The 15,884-nt window shown below is 65.7% G+C and carries 13 protein-coding genes and 1 pseudogene; 2 read left to right on the top strand and 12 right to left on the bottom strand.

Annotated features, from left to right (window positions below):
• Positions 1-26: 26 nt before the first annotated feature.
• A complete protein-coding gene (locus tag AC1D2F_RS16215; protein WP_476967179.1) occupies positions 27-1,373 on the bottom strand; it encodes an MFS transporter in 1,347 nt (448 codons plus the stop codon).
• 334 nt (positions 1,374-1,707) lie between these two features.
• On the opposite strand from AC1D2F_RS16215, the gene AC1D2F_RS16210 reads away from it, so the two are divergent.
• Positions 1,708-2,820, top strand: coding sequence for a serine hydrolase domain-containing protein (locus AC1D2F_RS16210; RefSeq protein ID WP_476967178.1), 1,113 nt, complete (start codon positions 1,708-1,710; stop codon positions 2,818-2,820).
• Between the two features lie 721 nt (positions 2,821-3,541).
• Here the strand turns inward: AC1D2F_RS16210 and AC1D2F_RS16205 are convergent.
• From AC1D2F_RS16205 to AC1D2F_RS16165, 9 genes and pseudogenes are all read right to left on the bottom strand, one after another.
• Positions 3,542-4,399, bottom strand: a complete 858-nt coding sequence (locus tag AC1D2F_RS16205) for a prephenate dehydratase (protein ID WP_364742728.1) — start codon at positions 4,397-4,399, stop codon at positions 3,542-3,544.
• A gap of 85 nt (positions 4,400-4,484) precedes the next feature.
• Positions 4,485-5,531 carry a hypothetical protein gene (locus AC1D2F_RS16200; protein ID WP_364742731.1) on the bottom strand — a complete coding sequence of 349 codons (1,047 nt, stop codon included), beginning with the start codon at positions 5,529-5,531 and terminating at the stop codon, positions 4,485-4,487.
• Positions 5,532-5,918: 387 nt separating this feature from the next.
• Positions 5,919-6,497: pseudogene (locus AC1D2F_RS16195) on the bottom strand (dihydrofolate reductase family protein).
• A 201-nt stretch (positions 6,498-6,698) separates the two neighbouring features.
• Positions 6,699-7,511 (bottom strand): MBL fold metallo-hydrolase, encoded by an 813-nt coding sequence (locus tag AC1D2F_RS16190; RefSeq protein WP_364742734.1) that lies wholly within the window; start codon positions 7,509-7,511, stop codon positions 6,699-6,701.
• 194 nt (positions 7,512-7,705) lie between these two features.
• Positions 7,706-8,290, bottom strand: coding sequence for an HhH-GPD-type base excision DNA repair protein (locus AC1D2F_RS16185; protein WP_476967177.1), 585 nt, complete (start codon positions 8,288-8,290; stop codon positions 7,706-7,708).
• 105 nt (positions 8,291-8,395) lie between these two features.
• A complete protein-coding gene (locus AC1D2F_RS16180; RefSeq protein WP_476967176.1) occupies positions 8,396-9,718 on the bottom strand; it encodes an MFS transporter in 1,323 nt (440 codons plus the stop codon).
• Positions 9,719-9,817: 99 nt separating this feature from the next.
• Positions 9,818-11,227 (bottom strand): MBL fold metallo-hydrolase, encoded by a 1,410-nt coding sequence (locus AC1D2F_RS16175; RefSeq protein WP_364742742.1) that lies wholly within the window; start codon positions 11,225-11,227, stop codon positions 9,818-9,820.
• 130 nt (positions 11,228-11,357) lie between these two features.
• On the bottom strand, positions 11,358-12,116 hold the full coding sequence (locus AC1D2F_RS16170) for a sulfite exporter TauE/SafE family protein (RefSeq protein ID WP_364742745.1): 759 nt from the start codon (positions 12,114-12,116) through the stop codon (positions 11,358-11,360).
• The gene (locus AC1D2F_RS16165; RefSeq protein ID WP_364742748.1) at positions 12,113-12,736 is read right to left on the bottom strand and encodes a rhodanese-like domain-containing protein; all 624 of its coding nucleotides are present in this window, start codon (positions 12,734-12,736) and stop codon (positions 12,113-12,115) included. Before AC1D2F_RS16165 ends, AC1D2F_RS16170 begins: the two co-directional genes overlap by 4 nt.
• Before the next feature lie 131 nt (positions 12,737-12,867).
• On the opposite strand from AC1D2F_RS16165, the gene AC1D2F_RS16160 reads away from it, so the two are divergent.
• Positions 12,868-13,125 carry a metal-sensitive transcriptional regulator gene (locus tag AC1D2F_RS16160; protein WP_229993070.1) on the top strand — a complete coding sequence of 86 codons (258 nt, stop codon included), beginning with the start codon at positions 12,868-12,870 and terminating at the stop codon, positions 13,123-13,125.
• Positions 13,126-13,284: 159 nt separating this feature from the next.
• Here the strand turns inward: AC1D2F_RS16160 and ligD are convergent, their stop codons facing one another.
• Together ligD and AC1D2F_RS16150 are read right to left on the bottom strand one after the other, a co-directional pair.
• Positions 13,285-14,529, bottom strand: coding sequence for a non-homologous end-joining DNA ligase (ligD, locus tag AC1D2F_RS16155; protein WP_476967175.1), 1,245 nt, complete (start codon positions 14,527-14,529; stop codon positions 13,285-13,287).
• 189 nt (positions 14,530-14,718) lie between these two features.
• Complete coding sequence (locus tag AC1D2F_RS16150) at positions 14,719-15,699, bottom strand: LacI family DNA-binding transcriptional regulator (protein ID WP_290369341.1); 981 nt, start codon at positions 15,697-15,699, stop codon at positions 14,719-14,721.
• Positions 15,700-15,884 lie beyond the last annotated feature (185 nt).

The raw sequence follows: 15,884 nt of genomic DNA, 5'->3' as shown, positions 1-15,884 counted from the left end.
CTGTAGTGCGTGGGCGAAGGGTCCGTTTAGTGCGTGGCAGCCAGGGGTAGGCTCTCCTGCTGGGCGGGGGACTCGGCGGCTTTCCGTGCCTGGGCCAGGGCCGCGAGACGGAGCAGGCAGACCAGCGATACGGCCAGGGTTGCCGCGACGAACATGGGAACGGAGTGGAAGTTTCCGGTAGTGTGCACCAGCMAGACGGCGATCATGGGCGTGAACCCGGAGCCGACGACGTTGGCCAGTTGGTAGCCCAGCGACATACCGGTGAAGCGGACCTCGGCCGGGAACGCGTCCGCGAAGAGGGCGGGCTGGAGGCCGTAGCAGATGGTGTAGAGCCAACCGAAACCGAGGGCGTACGCCAGGCCCACCAGCCAGGGCTGGGCACTGGCCACGGCAGCGAACATCAGGAAGATGGAGGCCACGGCAGCCAGGGAGCCAACGGTGATAAGGGTGCGCCGGCCATGCCGGTCGGACAGGTGGCCGGAGAGCAGGATCATGGGGATCTGGATGGCAAAGGCGACCATGGTGAAGGAGAGCATGGTCGAGGCGGGGATGCCCATCACGCTTTGGCTGTAACCCACCAGGTAGGTCATGACGATCACGGAGAAGGCGCCGAAGCCCAGGAAGCCGCCGGCCACCAGGAGCACGGCCCTCAGGTTGTTCTTCAGGACTGCCGCGATGGGCACCTTGACCTGCCGGCCCTCGGCCTTGGTGGCCTGGAACTCGGGGGATTCAGCGATCTTGAGCCGGATAAACATGCCCACGATGACCAGGACGAAGCTGAAGAGGAACGGAAGGCGCCAGCCCCATGCGAGCAGGTCCTCCTTAGGCAGCAGCGTGACCAGCAGGAAGGCGGCGTTGCCGAGCAGAGCACCTGTGGCCGGGCCCACTTGGGGGATCGCTGCAAAGAGCCCGCGGCGGTTCTCCGGTGCGTATTCGAAGGCCATAAGGATGGCGCCGCCCCACTCGCCGCCGAAGGCGATGCCCTGGAGGAAGCGCAGGCACGTGAGCATCACTGCCGCCCACATGCCCACTTGGTCGAACGTGGGAAGTACACCGATGGCCAGGGTGGCGAATCCCATGAGGAGCAAGGTGATGACGAGCATCGGCTTACGGCCCACCTTGTCACCGAAGTGCCCGAACACGATTGCGCCCAGCGGGCGTGAGATATAGCCGACGGCGAGGGTGCCAAAGGTGGCCAGGGTGGCTACGAAGGGGTCGCTCTGGGGAAAGAACAGTTGCGGGAACACCAGCGCTGCCGCAAGGCCGTAGATCGAAAAGTCGTAGTATTCGATCGCGTTGCCGGCGAGGCTGGCGGCGGCGACCCGGCGCAGGGCATTCCGCGGCGCCGGGGTTTTCTGAGTCGGGAGCGACATTGCTTCCTCCGTGATGACAGTGGTCTGAGGGATGAACCCCGGCTGCTCAATGTGCAGCAGGTCACTGTGATCGTAAGAGGGAGGATGCATACAAAACAACTAAGTCATAACAGTCTCATATACCATTTATATATGGGTCTGAGCGCGTTCAGGGCTGCATGCTTATGAACAGACATCTTGGCTACCTGGGACTTGTAGAGGCTGTTACGAGCCCGACCTATCCACTGGACACGTTTGAGCGTACAACGATGTCATGGGTGCCTTGGCTGCTTGGTGGCGTTCGCGTTCTTGGCCGCTCGGTGCCGTAACTTTCTCCGCGGCTTTGGTCCTCGCTGTGAGCGGTTGCGTGGGGGCCCCTCCCGGGCCGGCCCCGTCGAGCGTCTTCGCGACCCAGGCAGCGACGAATTCTCTGGAACGCAGGATCCAGCACTTCATGGAGGGCGGGGCGACGTCCTTGGTAGTGCAGATGAGATGGCCGGGCGGCGAATGGTCCAAGGCCTACGGCGTGCGAAACCTGGACAGCAAGGACCCGGCCCGGCCCCAGGACAGGGTATCCGTTGCCAGCATTACAAAATCGATGGTCGCCGTCTCCGTCCTGAAACTCGTCGACGAGGGACTTATCGGGCTCGATGACCCGGTGAACGGTGTCCTGGAGAGCTTCCGAACCACGCTGCGGCCGCCCGGACCCATCACCGTCCGCCAGTTGCTGAACCATAACTCCGGCATGCCCGATTTCGGCGACTCGGAATACGCGGCGGGACCACTGAAGCAGGTTGCGAACACGCGGCTCAGCATGCAACGAGGACTCGAACTGGCCGCCACTCTCCCCTGGGAGTCCAAGAACGTGGACCGCTTTTCTTACTCAAACTCCAACTACCTGGCTCTCGGCCAGCTGATCGAAAAACTGCGCGGACGGCCCGTCGCCGACGTGCTCAAAGAAGACATCTTCGCGCCCCTGGGACTTCAGCACACGTCGCTGGCCGAACCGGACCGCCAGGCTCCGGACAACATCCACGCCTACCTCATTGAGGGCGGCGAACGGGTCGATCTCACCCAGCCCGAGGCTCTTGTCGGCTCCCCCGCAGGCGGCGTCATCTCCACCACGCAGGACCTAAACACCTTCTACCGGGCCCTCCTGCGCGGCCAGCTCCTTTCCCCCGCCATGCTTGAGGAAATGAAGAAGAAGACCGAATTCTGGGACTACGGACTCGGTCTAGAGCGGTATCCTGACGCATGTTCCGGCGACTTTCGCTACGGCCATACAGGGCACATATTCGGCTACACGAGTATTTCCATCACGAGCGCCGACGGCGGCAGCCAGATCACGATGACCATGGCACTACGGCCGCTGGCCTGGCAGGACCCCGCATCCGCGCGCCGCATCGACCTGCTCCAGACGCAGATGCAACAGGCTGCCCAGGAAACCCTCGACCGCCTCTGCCAGTAAACAGAATGGGGAGCCGGGCCCGAGTGGAGCCCCTACCGTTGTGAACGGGCGACCGTGGCCGGGGACCGCCTGGCACGCGGGCTTATCCCATCCCAGCAATGCCAGCCCAAGCGCCACTCGCGCCGGTTCCGCCACCGCCACGGTCGTCGTCCTTACCGCAACGCCTGCAGCGCTTGTAGCGGCCGCCATCCTCGGTGGACTCCAGGTGCCAATCATGGCGCATGTTCAACTTACACAACAAGGTCCTGAGCATGACGCTCTCCGATCTGAGGCACGATCCACGCAAACCGCGATCCCTACCCAGCCAACGCCATTTTAAGCCCGCCCCCTTGTCGCCGCCAGTGAAACCCGTCCGTAGCAGATGCTCTCCAACCACCCGATCAGGCGGTGGCCATCGGGTTCCGCTGTTCAGGGCGGGCAGGTACTCCGGACTGCGACCGGTGCCTTTCCTGGCCGCGGGCTTTGCCGTATGGGGGGAGATGGTGCCTATGTCGCAGCAGAGAACCTGTCAGCCCGAAGTCCTGTTCTGGTTCCGGGCCTGACGTCGGGACTGGGTGTTCTGTCCTGGTTCAGCGGGGGAGTGCGGCGTCCCTGCGTGGACGGCGGTGAGGGATGCCGCGGGCCACGGGCGCCATCCCTCGTGAAGCCTGCAGCTGAGGGCGGCAGCGAGGGCGCGGCAGCCAAGGAGTGATGTGGCCGATGGCCCTTCAGCCAGTTGGGCTCAGCTGCTGAGTGCCCGTGCGGTCCGATGGCCGGCAGCGGGGTAGACGCCCAGGATACGCACCTCGGTGGTGAAGAAATCCAGCTCCTCGAGGGCCAGCCGCAGCGGCAGGTCCTCGGGGTGCCCCTCAACGTCCACCATGAACATGGTGGCGGCGAACTCGTCACCCACCATGTAGCTCTCCAGCCGCGTCATGTTCACACCGTTCGTGGCGAACCCGCCCAGCGCCTTGTAGAGCGCCGATGGGACGTTCCGGACGCGGAACACAAAGCTGGTCACTGCCGGCCCGGCCAACTCATCCCGGGTGGGCAGGTTCTTTTCCCGGGCCAGGACCACAAAGCGGGTGGTGTTGGAGGGGTCGTCCTCAACGCGCGATGCCAGCACCTCCAGACCGTAGATCTGGGCCGCCAACGGGGGAGCGAGGGACAGTTTGGCGGGGTCGTTCCATTCCCGGACCTCCCGGGCGGAGCCGGCGGTGTCGCCGGCGATGACGGGCCGGAGCCCGGCGTCGCGGATCAGCCGGCGGCACTGTCCAAGGGCGTGGATGTGACTGTGGACCTCGGTGGCACCTTCGATGGTGCTGCCCGGGATACCCAAGAGGTCGAAGTGTATGGGCAGGAAGAACTCGCCCACGATCTGCAGGTGCGACTGCGGAAGCAGAATATGGATGTCCGCCACGCGGCCGGCAATCGAATTCTCGATCGGGATCATGGCCAGCTCGGCCTCCCCGCTGGAAACCAGCTCGAAAGCGTCCTCGAAGCTGGCGCAGGGAACGCTTTCGAGCTCGGGGAACATCTGTTGACACGCGATATTGGAGTTGGCGCCGGGTTCACCCTGGTACGCAATCTTCTGGGCCATGGTCCGTATGGTTTCACCTCAGGGGCCAGCTCACCCAACTGGATACCCTCTGTGTCCCTTCGGGACGTCCGTCCGGGGCTGAAAATCAGCTGGTGTAGGGGACCTTCTTCCAGTCGAGCACGTTGCCGGTGGCGTCACTGTTCGCTGCCACGGTGAACTTCACATAGTTGGTGGCGTTGGCGGATCCGTCGACGGTGATGCGCTGCAGGTCATCGGCGGCGGTGTCCTGGCCGTAGACCCGCAGCCAGGGTGAGCCGTCGCCCAGGGGCTGGTCCTCGGCGAAGATGTGGCTGTCGCCGTTGACCAGGTAGACCGGGGCGTCGAAATTGTTGGTTTCTTTGACCAAAACGTCGATGATTTCGCGGAAGCCGGACAGGATTTTCGGGTCGGCCGTGGCGGCGGCCAGCAGTGAGGGGTCGAACATGTCGGCCTGGGTCATGATCACCACGGCCCGGTCGTTGCGCAGGGTGGCGTCGGTGAAGGTTGCGTGCAGTTGGTCGATGGTGGCGTCGATGCGGTGTCTGACTTCGGCCCGCTGTTCCGGCGTGGTTTCGGTCCGGCCCAGTCCGGTCCAGGGCTGCAGCGAGTTGTTGCTGCCCTGGATGTTCAGGACGGAGAAGGCCACGCGGTTGTGGGTGAAGCGGACGTTCTCGGGCAGGCCGAGGGCGTTCTGGGACTTGACCGGCATGGTCGCGCCGAGCGTCTTTCCGGGCGACGGGAAAAAGACTTCACGCACCTTGTCCAGGCGCTCCAGGGGGTTGTAACTGCCGTTGTTTTCCCGGTGGCAGTCCACCCACTCGTTGTCGCCCGGGGTGTAGACGAGGGGAAGTTCGAAGGTGTCGAAGGCGGCACGGATCCGGGCGAAGTACTCATCGGTGCAGGCCGAGGAGCCGTTCTTGATGTCGCCGACGTGGGCCACGAAGTCGAGGTCCAGGTCGGCGTTGAGATCGCCGATCCGGGACGGGAACAGCTCGGCTTCCTGCTGGCCGTAGGGGATGTCTCCGATCACGCCGAAGCTGAAGGATTCCTGCGCGGCCTGCTCGGCCGGGACAGGGGCCGCGTTGGCCGGGGCGAGTGTAGTGGTGGCCGTCAGCACGGCAAGGCCTGCGGCGGCAAGGATACGTAATGACATGGACGGACTCCTGCGTTCTGGGGGGCGGGACTATTTTCAGGCTGCACGACGTGGGCGTCCCGGGGCCGGTGACCGCCAAGGTGAATCCGGATTGGATGTCAACGAAGAGCACTTGGCCGCCGGCGCCGAGCGGACGCCTGCTTCGCAGACTATGGACGCGACCTTCCCGGCCCCGGACTCCTTGGCGTCCCCGCGGTGACGCGGAGATGAACAATCAGCAGGCCGCTGATCCGTCTACGGAACCGAAGCAACCCGGACTCGGCTGTTGCAGCCGCAAATGGTCGTTGAGATCCTCGGCCGTGGCCGCCGTGTCTGTCGCTCATGACCGTGCCAACGCGGCGCGGTCCCGTTCTTCTGCGAGGTCCTGTTCAAGTTCCTTGATATAGGTCAGGCATGCAGGGTGGGCCGGTAGATGAGCTCTTGGATGTTGCCGTCGAGCGTCCGGCTCTCGATCAGCTCGAGGTCGAAGTCGGCCGCACCCTGGAAGATCGGTTCCAGTCCGGTCTGGCCGGTGATCACAGGGAAGAGCGTCACCTGGACGCGGTCGACCAGACCGGCGGCCATCAGCGCCCGGTTCATCGACAGGCTGCCGTGCGAGCGCAGCGGCACCGAGGACTCCTCCTTGAGCCGGGCGACGACGTCGACGGCGTCACCGCTCACGACGGTTGCGTTCGGCCAGTTGAGCGGTCCTTCGAGTGTGGTCGACACCACTGTTGCCGGCAGGCTTCTCATCCGGGTGACCCATGGGTCACGCACCTCGGACTCCTCGGTGCTCGAGGCCAGCATCCGCGCGAACGCCCGGTACGTGTTGGCGCCGAAGACCATCCGCTGCTCCGCGGCGTACTAGGCGAGGCGGCGCTCGAGCAGCTCGGGGCCCTGTTTGCCCCAGTAGCCGGTCCAGTTGCCGCTGGCGGCGCCGAAGCCGTCGAGGCTGGAAAAGACGTCGAAGGTGTAGGTAGCGGTCATGATGCTCTCCTCGGGTGCGGTTGACCGGGTGTGTAGATACCGACTGGATACCACGGCGAATCGCATCGCCGTTGGACTCCTGGAGTCCAGGAAAACTCATCTTCCACATCGTCCTCGTCGACCACAGACTCCGCCGCGAGTAGGCGCCGTGCGCGCCGGGATCGCTCAGGGGGAGCCAAACAGTCGCTGGAGGGGGACAACTCAGGTTAAATGGTCGAAGTCTCCTCGCGCCCAAGCAGCGTGCCGTTGGGCGGAATCGCGCAGAACGGCCTTGGCTCCGGATGCGATGACATTGTTGAAGTTGCCGTAGATCCGGTCGAACTTGAGCTCTCCCAGCTGCGCCGCGATTCGCAACGCCACCGCGCCGGATAGCGGCAAGCGATTCGGGTAGCTGCGCATAAAGGCTATTGAGCGACGGTCTGGATTCGGAAACACGCTGTCGCCGGTCAGCAGAACTCCTCTGCCGCCCGATCCTGCGGACCAGTGCACCACCGCGCTGCCCGGGAAGTGCCCCCCGGTCTGGTGCAGTGTCAACCCTTCCGCGATAGCTTGACAGCCGGACCAATATTCGATGATCGGATCGGTGCGACCCAGCCATCGCCGGTCTGCGTCCGCCACAAGTACGGGGACACCACCGAGCCGCTGCGACCATTCGACCTGCACACCAAACATGTGTGGATGGCTAGCGGCGATGGCCAGGACCGGGCCCCGCTCGAGGACTGCCTGCACAGCGCCGTCATCGACATATCCGACCGGATCCCACAGCAGCGAACCCTCGTGTGTCACCACAAGCTGAGCGGTCTGGCCGATCCCGACTTTTGGCTCCGTCGTGATCCCGATCAGTCCCGGCTCGTTCTCCTTCGACACTGTCTGCTGGCCCTCCTGCGCCAGCCCGTCCAGTGTGAGCCACTTTTGTCCGTCCTCGGGCACATACTGCCGCTCATCGGCGCAGATCGGGCAGACTCCGGGCGTAGGTTCGTCGCGTTCGACGGCGCAAGTTGCGCAGATCAGCATGGTCGGTCCCTTCTAAGCCCCTTGTGTCCTGCTTTCCCGGCCTTCTTCACCTTCGGACGCAGGCTGGCGTGCCCAGACTATGGCACGCGAAAGTGTTCTAGGAAGAGAGATCCTTGCGGTATCAATTGAGTTGGCGGGCCGCCGTTCTCGCTGGCCGGGCGGACGGGCGTGCGTGAAGCCGGCGGGCCGGGTTATCAGCGCTCGGATGTCTTCGCGGCTTTGATGGCGGCCTTGGCTGCCTGCTTGCTGGCGCGCACTTTTCTCAGCGACTCCGCGTCCACGATGTCGGCGACAGAAAGAAATGCGCTCTCCTGGCCATAGGGGTGGGCAGCCTCACGCCAGCCTGGTGCCTGGAGTGCGCACTGCTTGCCGAGCAGTGCGAGGAAGATCTTTGCCTTTTGCTCGCCGAAGCCGGGCAATCCCTTCAACCTGCGCAGCACTTCCTGGCCGTCAGGATCGTCCTGCTTCCAGATGGCAGTTGCGTCGCCATTCCAATCGCGCTCTACGGTTGCGGCGAGGTCCTGGACGCGGCTGGCCATGGAGCTAGGGAAGCGGTGGATGGACGGACGCTCCTTGAAGACCTCAACGAAGCCTGCCGGGTCATATTCGGCGATTGCGGCAGGGGCCATGGACCCGATGCGCGTCTGGATCTTTTCCGGTCCGGCGAACGCAGACTCCATGGTCACCTGCTGGTCAAGCAGCATGCCGATGAGGAGTGCGAACGCGTCATTGCTGAGCAGTTGGTCGGCGGCGGGGTCGCCAGTGATGTGCAGTTCCATGCGCCCATCCTCCCACCTGCTCCGAGCCGCGTCATGGCACCTCCAGGGGTTGACGACGGCGGGGAACCGCGCAGGAACCGCATCCTCGGAGCGTGCGTCTCGCGCTCAGATGCCGTCGGGCGGAACGCGTTCCCCCCGTTCACCCCGGAAAACCGCGTGGTCGGTGGTTCGCATCCGTACCGCCACGACGATTCCCGAGGCCGCCGTCAGGGCGGCGACGACGGCGACGGCTGCAGGGATGCCGTAGGCGTCGGCGACGCAGCCGGAGAGCACGGCGCCGACGGCGAACCCGCCGTCGCGCCACAGCCGGTATATGCCGACGGACCTGGCCCGCCATGCAGGGTGGGCGACGTCGCCGATCGCGGCTAGCAGCGTGGGGTAGACCATGGCAGTGCCGGCACCGAGCAGGACGACAGCGGCCAGCCAGATTCCGAAGTCGTTTCCGAATGCGACCATGGCCAGCGCTGCTGCCTGGACGAGCATGCCACCGGCGATCAGGGGCTTTCGCCCGATCCGGTCCGAGAGGGCGCCGGTGATCAGTTGGCCCGCGCCCCAGACGGCGGGATACACGGCCGCGAGGATGCCGATGCGTTCTATGCTGAGCCCGCCRGCGGCGAAGAGGACGGGGAACAATCCCCAGGCCAGGCCGTCGTTGAGGTTGTTCACCATGCCGGCCTGACTGACGGAGGACAGTGACTTGTCACGGAAGCTTGTCAGCGTAAAGACGTCACGGTTGCTCAGCCCGGCATGGCTTCCGGCGTGGACCGGGACGTGGACGGCGGCTTCGGCGTTGGCATGGTGGTGTGTCTCGCGGATGGTCAGGACGGACAGCCCGAGGCCGACGGCGATGAAGGCGGCGCCGAGCAGGAACGGCCCTGGACGCAGCCCGTAGGCGGAGGCGATATAGCCGGTGGCCAGGGCAGTGCCGGCGACGCCGAGGTAACCGGCTGCTTCGTTCAGGCCCATCGCCAGGCCCCGGCGTTCGGGGCCGACGAGATCCATCTTCATCATGACCGTGGTGGACCAAGTCAGGCCTTGGCTGATGCCCAGGACGACATTGGCCGCCACGATCCAGCCCCAGGAAGGCCCGAAGATCAACAGGAGGGGGACGGGGAGGGCGATGAGCCACCCCGCCACCAGGACCGGCCTGCGTCCATAGCGGTCCGAGAGGGTGCCGGCGAAGTAGTTGGTGGCGGCTTTGGCCAGCCCGAACGCCAGAATGTAGGTCAGCGCGGAGGTGTGCAGGTCCAGGTGGAAGACCTTTTCCGCGAGCAGCGGCAGGACGGTCCGTTCCTGGCCCAAGGCGCCGCCGACGAGGGCGTTGACCGCAACGAGGAGGATGAACTGGGCCAGGTTCTGCCGCAGGCCCAGCGTGATGCCATCCTGCCGTCCTGGATGCTGTGGTGAAGYGGTGATGCGGGACGTCATGAACGCGCTCCAGTTGCCGGGGTGGCAGCGTGGGCGGCGGCCGGGTGTCCCGTGCCGCCGCCCATGCTGTCCATCAATATTTTCGGATGCTGCCTGAAGTCAGTTGCTGGAGACGGACTGCCGTGACAGCTGCCAGGCCGTCCAGCCTGCGTAGCTGCCGTCGAGCTCGACGATGTCGTAGCCGGCGCGGCGCAGGGCGCTGGCCGCGACGGAGTTCCGGACCCCGCTCTGGCAGTAGGTCACGATGGTGCCCTCGGTGGGGAGCTCGTCCAGGTGCCACATGAGGCGGCCGCCGCTGAGCTGGTGGGATCCCGGGATGTGCCCGGCGGCGTGCTCGGTGCGGTTGCGGACATCAAGCACCAGGGCCGCATCGAAATCAGCGAGGTCCGCGGGCTGGATCAGCTTCGGAGTGGTCGTCGGCAGACCGTCGAGGCTGGTGACGTAGCCGGCGATGTTGTCGATGCCGACGCGGATCAGGTGGTCCCACACCTCCTGCGCGGCGTCCTGGTCCGGGGCCAGGAGTACCAAGGGGTTCTTGTCGGTTTCGGGGTTCACCACCCAGGCGCCATAGCTGGCCACAGACTTGCCGGCGGGAACGTTCAGGGAGCCGCTGACGGTGCCTTCGTGGACTTCGGTGTTGGAGCGGGTGTCGATGAAGGTCACCCTGTCCCCGGCGAGGTCCTTGGCGACGGCGGCGGTGTCCAGTTCCGGCAGGGGAGCGCGTTCGCCCATGACGGCCGGTCCTTCGCGGTTTTCGCGCTTCATCCGGCCGAAGTAGGCGTGGGCGTCAGGCTGACCGTCGAGGAGCTCGTCGACGAAGCCCTGCTCGTCATTGGCGGCCAGATAAGGTCCCCACCACGCGTAAAGGCGCTCATAACCGACGGTGGAGGAGGGAATGGCGCCGAGGGCCTTGCCGCAGGCGCTGCCCGCACCATGGGCAGGGTGGATCTGGACGTAGTCCGGCAGGATCAGGAACTTGTCCCGCAGGCTGGCGAAGAGCTGCCTGGCGCCTTCGAAGCGGGTGTCCACGCCGCCGGCTGCCTCGTCGAGCAGGTCCGGACGTCCAAGGTCACCCGAGAAGACGAAGTCGCCGGAGAGCAGGTAGCCGGGCTGGTCGCTGAACGCACCGTCGGTGACCAGGAAGGACAGATGTTCGGGGGTGTGGCCCGGAGTGTGGAGGGCCTGGATGGTGATGTTGCCCAGCGTGATCTTGTCGCCGTCGTAGAGCCGTCCGCCGTCGAATTCGTACTGCCAGTCCGGGCCGCCTTCACCTGAGACGTAAATCTTGGCGCCGGTGGCGGCGGCCAGTTCGCGGGTGCCGGAGAGGTAGTCGGCGTGGATGTGGGTCTCTGTGACGGCCACGATCTTCATGCCGTTCTTCCGGGCCAGCTCCTGGTACACCGCGATGTCGCGGCGGCCGTCCACAACAACGGCCTCACCCTTGGCCTGGCAGCCGATCAGGTAGCTCGCCTGGGCGAGGTCTTCATCGTAAATGCGTTCGATAAGCATTGGTGCTCTCCTTCGTAAAGGGGGTGGAGGGGAAATGGTGGCAGTGCTCTTGCCTCAAGGCTGGATACCACCGGGGTATCCACTACCGCGTGTGCGCCCGCGGCCCACAGCCATGGTTTCTCCTTGTCTGTCAGGCGGTGGCGGTGCTTGCCGTGACCCAGGCCGCGACGGCGAAGATGAGAACGGCAAACGACAGGCGGACGTGTTTGTCTTTCAGCCGGCGGGCGAAGCGGGCTGCGAAGAGTGAGCCGAGGACCGCCGGGACTGCGAAGGCCAGAATGGTTGGCCATTCGATGGTGAAGCCGGCGGCATGGGCGCCGAAGCCTGCGGCGGAATTGATCACGATAATGGCCAGGGACGAGCCGACGGCTTGTTTCGTGCGCAGTCCGAGGAACAGGGTGAGGGCCGGGGTGATCAGGAATCCGCCGCCCACGCCCAGCAGCCCGGTCAGGAAGCCCACCAGGAGCCCGACTCCCACGGCTTTGGGGGCGCAGGTGCGGAAGGCCCTGGTGGGCCCGGTGCTGCACGAGCCCTCGGATTCGGTGGTGCTGGTCAGCATGCGGATTCCGGCGATCACCATGATCGCTGCAAAGGCGAGCATCAGGATGTTCGGGTCCAAAAGGCGGCCCACCGCCGTTCCGCCCCAGGCCGCGGGCACGCCTGCGGCGCCGACGAGCAGTACCACGGGCCAGTTAATGCCCTCGCGAAGCCGCGGGAGCAGGGCCGCCAGTGACGAGACACCGACCACCAGCAGGGACGTGGGAATGGCCTGCGCGGGGCTCAGTCCCACTCCGTACACCAGGGCTGGGACAGCGATGATGGACCCACCGCCGCCCACGACGCCGAGCACGATCCCGACGAGCAGCCCCAGTGCCAGGGCCGGGATCATGCCGCGGGGGTCAGCCGCGCCGCGGCCAGGGGCAGCTGCAGGATCGCGGTTTCGCGGGTGGGCTCCTTGGCGGCCTTGTTCCACGGCATTGCCGACAGAGCCTGGCCCATGGCGCAGGTATTGGTGGCGGCCGAGAAGGTCAGGCCCGCGCCGATTGTGCCGGCGAGAATGCGGATCTTGGGCGAGATGAATTTTCCTCCGGCCAGTCCCAGGACCACGAGCGAGCCCGCGGCGAGGCGGACCTGGCGTTCCAGATCCCAGCGGTTCTTCCCGCGGACGACGTCGCCGCCGGCCGCGGCGAATGCCGGCACCCCTCCGCTGAGGACGTACGCCGTGTCGATTCCGGCTCCGCCGAGGCGCTGGCGCGCCTGCTCGGCGCGCGCGCCGGACTGGCAAACCAGGACCACCCTGCTGCCCAGCCGGGCGGCGAGTTCCTGGGTGTGCTCGGACAGCAGGGGCAGGGGGACGTTGTAGGAGCCGCGGATGTGAACGGACTCGAACTCTGCGGCGGAGCGTACATCGATGACGAGGAGGTCGTGGTGCTCGGCGATCCAGCTGCTCAGGATTTCCGGAGCCAGCGCCGTTACCGCCGGTGTTGCTGCGGGCGAAGGGGGTGTCATGGGTGTCCTTTCGAGACAAGCGGGAAAGCAGGGTGAATACCCCACCGAGTATTGCAGATACCCCCAGGGGTATGCAAAACACCCCCGGGGGTATAGGATTGGGTGCATCACCCTGTGGCTTGGAGACTCCCGTGCAACTCGATTCAACCGAACTGACCCCCGTAGTGAACCGGCTCAAGCGCGCCCAGGGCCAGCTCGCGGCCGTGACCCGCATGCTGGAGGAGGGCCGCGACTGCAAGGACATCGTCACCCAGCTCGCGGCCGTCTCGAAGGCACTCGACCGGGCGGGCTTCGCAATCATCGCCAGCGGCCTGGAGCAGTGCATCGTCAGGAAAGACGGAAGCATGGACACGAAGGACCTGGAAAAGCTCTTCCTCTCGCTCGCATAGGTCGCGTCGGGTCCCTGAACGCGACCCGGCGCGGGGGAGCCGTGGGCTATGACCTCACTCCGCCAATGATCGGGTCACCGGACCGCGACTCGCGAGACTGCACATGACCATCCGGGCACAGGTTGGCTCCTGGCGTGGCATGGCCAGCATCCTGTGGTGTCAGGACGCAGGGCGCCCCGGCCACTTTTTGCCTGCCCATGGGTTGTAGTCAGCGATGAGCTCCTGCTGTGGCGGCCGCTCATTTTCGGGGACATGCTGCAGGTTCACCCGCACCCGGTACCAGAGGGAACTCGATCCGCGCATTCCGTCGACGAGTATGTCGGCGGGATGCAGGGCCGGGACGAGGTCCGCATGCCGGGTTTTCCATTCGTCGAGCGCCGCGAGCGCCTCGGGCTTGGTCTTGGTGCGTGCCACCTCGATAAGCGGCATCAGCGACTGCCGGCGGCCCACGCCGTCGCCGGCGCGCGGCGGTTTTTCTGCGGGGCCGAGCTCGGCAGCCAAAGTGATGAGTTTGTCGAGTGTCCCGGCCGCGTCGTCGATGCCGGAGTGGGGGTCGCCCATCACTGCGAAGCGCTCAAGCACCGTGGGCACCGTGAATTGTTCCGGCCGGGTGGAGGTCACCTCGTCCCACGTGAGCGGAGTCGAGACTCGGGCGTCGGGCAGGGGCCGGATCGAGTACGCCGATGCCACGGTGCGGTCCTTGGCGTTCTGATTGAAGTCGACGAACACACTCTCGCCGCGCTCCTMCTTCCACCACCGCGCGGTGGCGAGGCCCGGAGCTCGGTTCTCGACCTCGCGGGCGAGGGTCTCGGCGGCGAGCCGCACGTCGCGGTACGACCACTGGGGCGCGATGCGCACGAGGATGTGGAGTCCCCGCGAACCGCTCGTCTTCGGCCACCCCACCAGTCCGACGTCGTCGAGAACCTCCCGTGCGACATACGCGACATCAACGATCTGCTGCCAGTCGACCCCCGGCATCGGGTCGAGGTCGACCCGGAGTTCGTCGGGGTGCTCGAGGTCCTCGGCACGCACGGGGTGCGGGTTGAGGTCCAGGCATCCAAGATTCACCACCCACGCCAAGCCCGCAGCATCCCGGATGACGGCCTCTTCGGCTGACGTCCCGGACGCGTAGTGCAGCGTCGTCGTGTAGATGAAGTCGGGGTGGTTTTCAGGCACGCGCTTCTGGAAGAACGGCTCAGCGCCGATCCCCTTCGGGAAGCGTTTGAGCACCATGGGTCGTCCGCCGGCGCCCCGCAGCGCACCATCCGCGACGGCGAGGTAGTAGCGAACCAAGTCGAGCTTGGTCAGCCCGGGCTCGGGGAACACCATCTTGTCCGGACTCGAGATGCGAACCTCGTTACCGGCAATGTTGAGGATCTCGGCGGGGGTCTTCGACGAGTTCATTCCGCCACGCTAGCAATGATCAGATGTCCCAGCCAGATCCTGGAGCAATGGCCCTCTGAACAGATCCTGAACAGTTCCAGGGCACTCGGGCGTCCGGGGGGCGCGTACCCCGGGAATGCCAGGGAGGCAGGGAGCAGTCAGCTCCTACGGGGTGAGCTGCACGCTGCCTTGGGGTGGTGGCCGCGGGCGTTAGGCGCGGGAGGCGTGTGAGGTGCTGTTGCGAACGACGAGGCGCGGGGTCAGCACGTCGGTACGTGGCGGGAGGGAGCGGTCGGCGATGCGGGCGAGGAGAAACTCCGCGGCGCGGATGCCTACGTCCCGGCTGACGGGGTCGACTGTGGTGAGGGAGAGGTGCCGTATCCCGGCGAGATAGGTGTTGTCGTATCCAACGAGTGAAAGTTGTGAAGGAACGCTGATGCCGTGATCGTCGGCGGCCGAGAGCGCACCGACGGCAAGGATGTCGTTGGCGGCGAAGACCGCCGTGGGCGTCCGGCCGCCGTCGATAAGGCGGCGCATTGCCACAAAGCCGGAGTGTTCGCTCATGTCCGTGGGCTCCACCCGGATGTTGTCCTGCAGGCCGTGGCGGGTCATCGTGTCCCGGTAGGAGTCGGCCCGCACCCTAGCGGATCCGGTGGGGGCGGTGAGGAAGGCAATGTCTTTGTGGCCGAGGCCAATGAGGTGTTCGACGGCCATGCGGGCGCCGGCGGCGTCGTCGTTGGTGACACGGTCCGCTGCCGGCAGGTCGAAGGCGCGGGTGCCGGCGACGACGGCTGGGGTATGCAGTGTGGCACGGGTGAGATCTTCATCGGCGTTGAGATCCCCGGCGATGACGAGTCCGTCGACGCGCATTTCCATGAACGCGGACACCGGGCTTTCCCCAGGGCGGGCCAGATATTGGGAGTCGCCGAGGACCATCCTCAGCTTTTGCTCCCGGAAGATGCTCTGCATGCCGTCGAGCAGCTCCACGAACCACGGATTGGCAAGGTCATCCAGCAGCACTCCGACTGTTCGCGTGCGTCCGCTGGCAAGTGAGCGGGCCGCGTTGCTTGGCCGGTAGTCGAGTGCAGCCATGGCGATGGCGACGGCTTCTCTTTTTTGTTGACTTACCTTTGGCGAACCCTGGAGCACCAGGGACACCAGTGCCCGCGATACGCCGGCTTCCCGCGCCACATCCTCAATGGTGGCGCGCCTGGCCGCTCCATGTTGATTTAATGCATTCCCCGACAAGTGGCCTCCTGCCAGCTAGCGTATCGCGGGAAGGGCAACGGCTCCCGGCCGCCGCCCCCATGGGTGCGGGAACCGGCACCGCTGCTGCTGGGCCGCCGCGGCCGAGGACCGCGGCGGCCATGTGCCAG

It is taken from the genome of Arthrobacter sp. P1_B3 (assembly GCF_056406615.1).
This window is presented reverse-complemented; position numbering and strand designations above follow the sequence as displayed.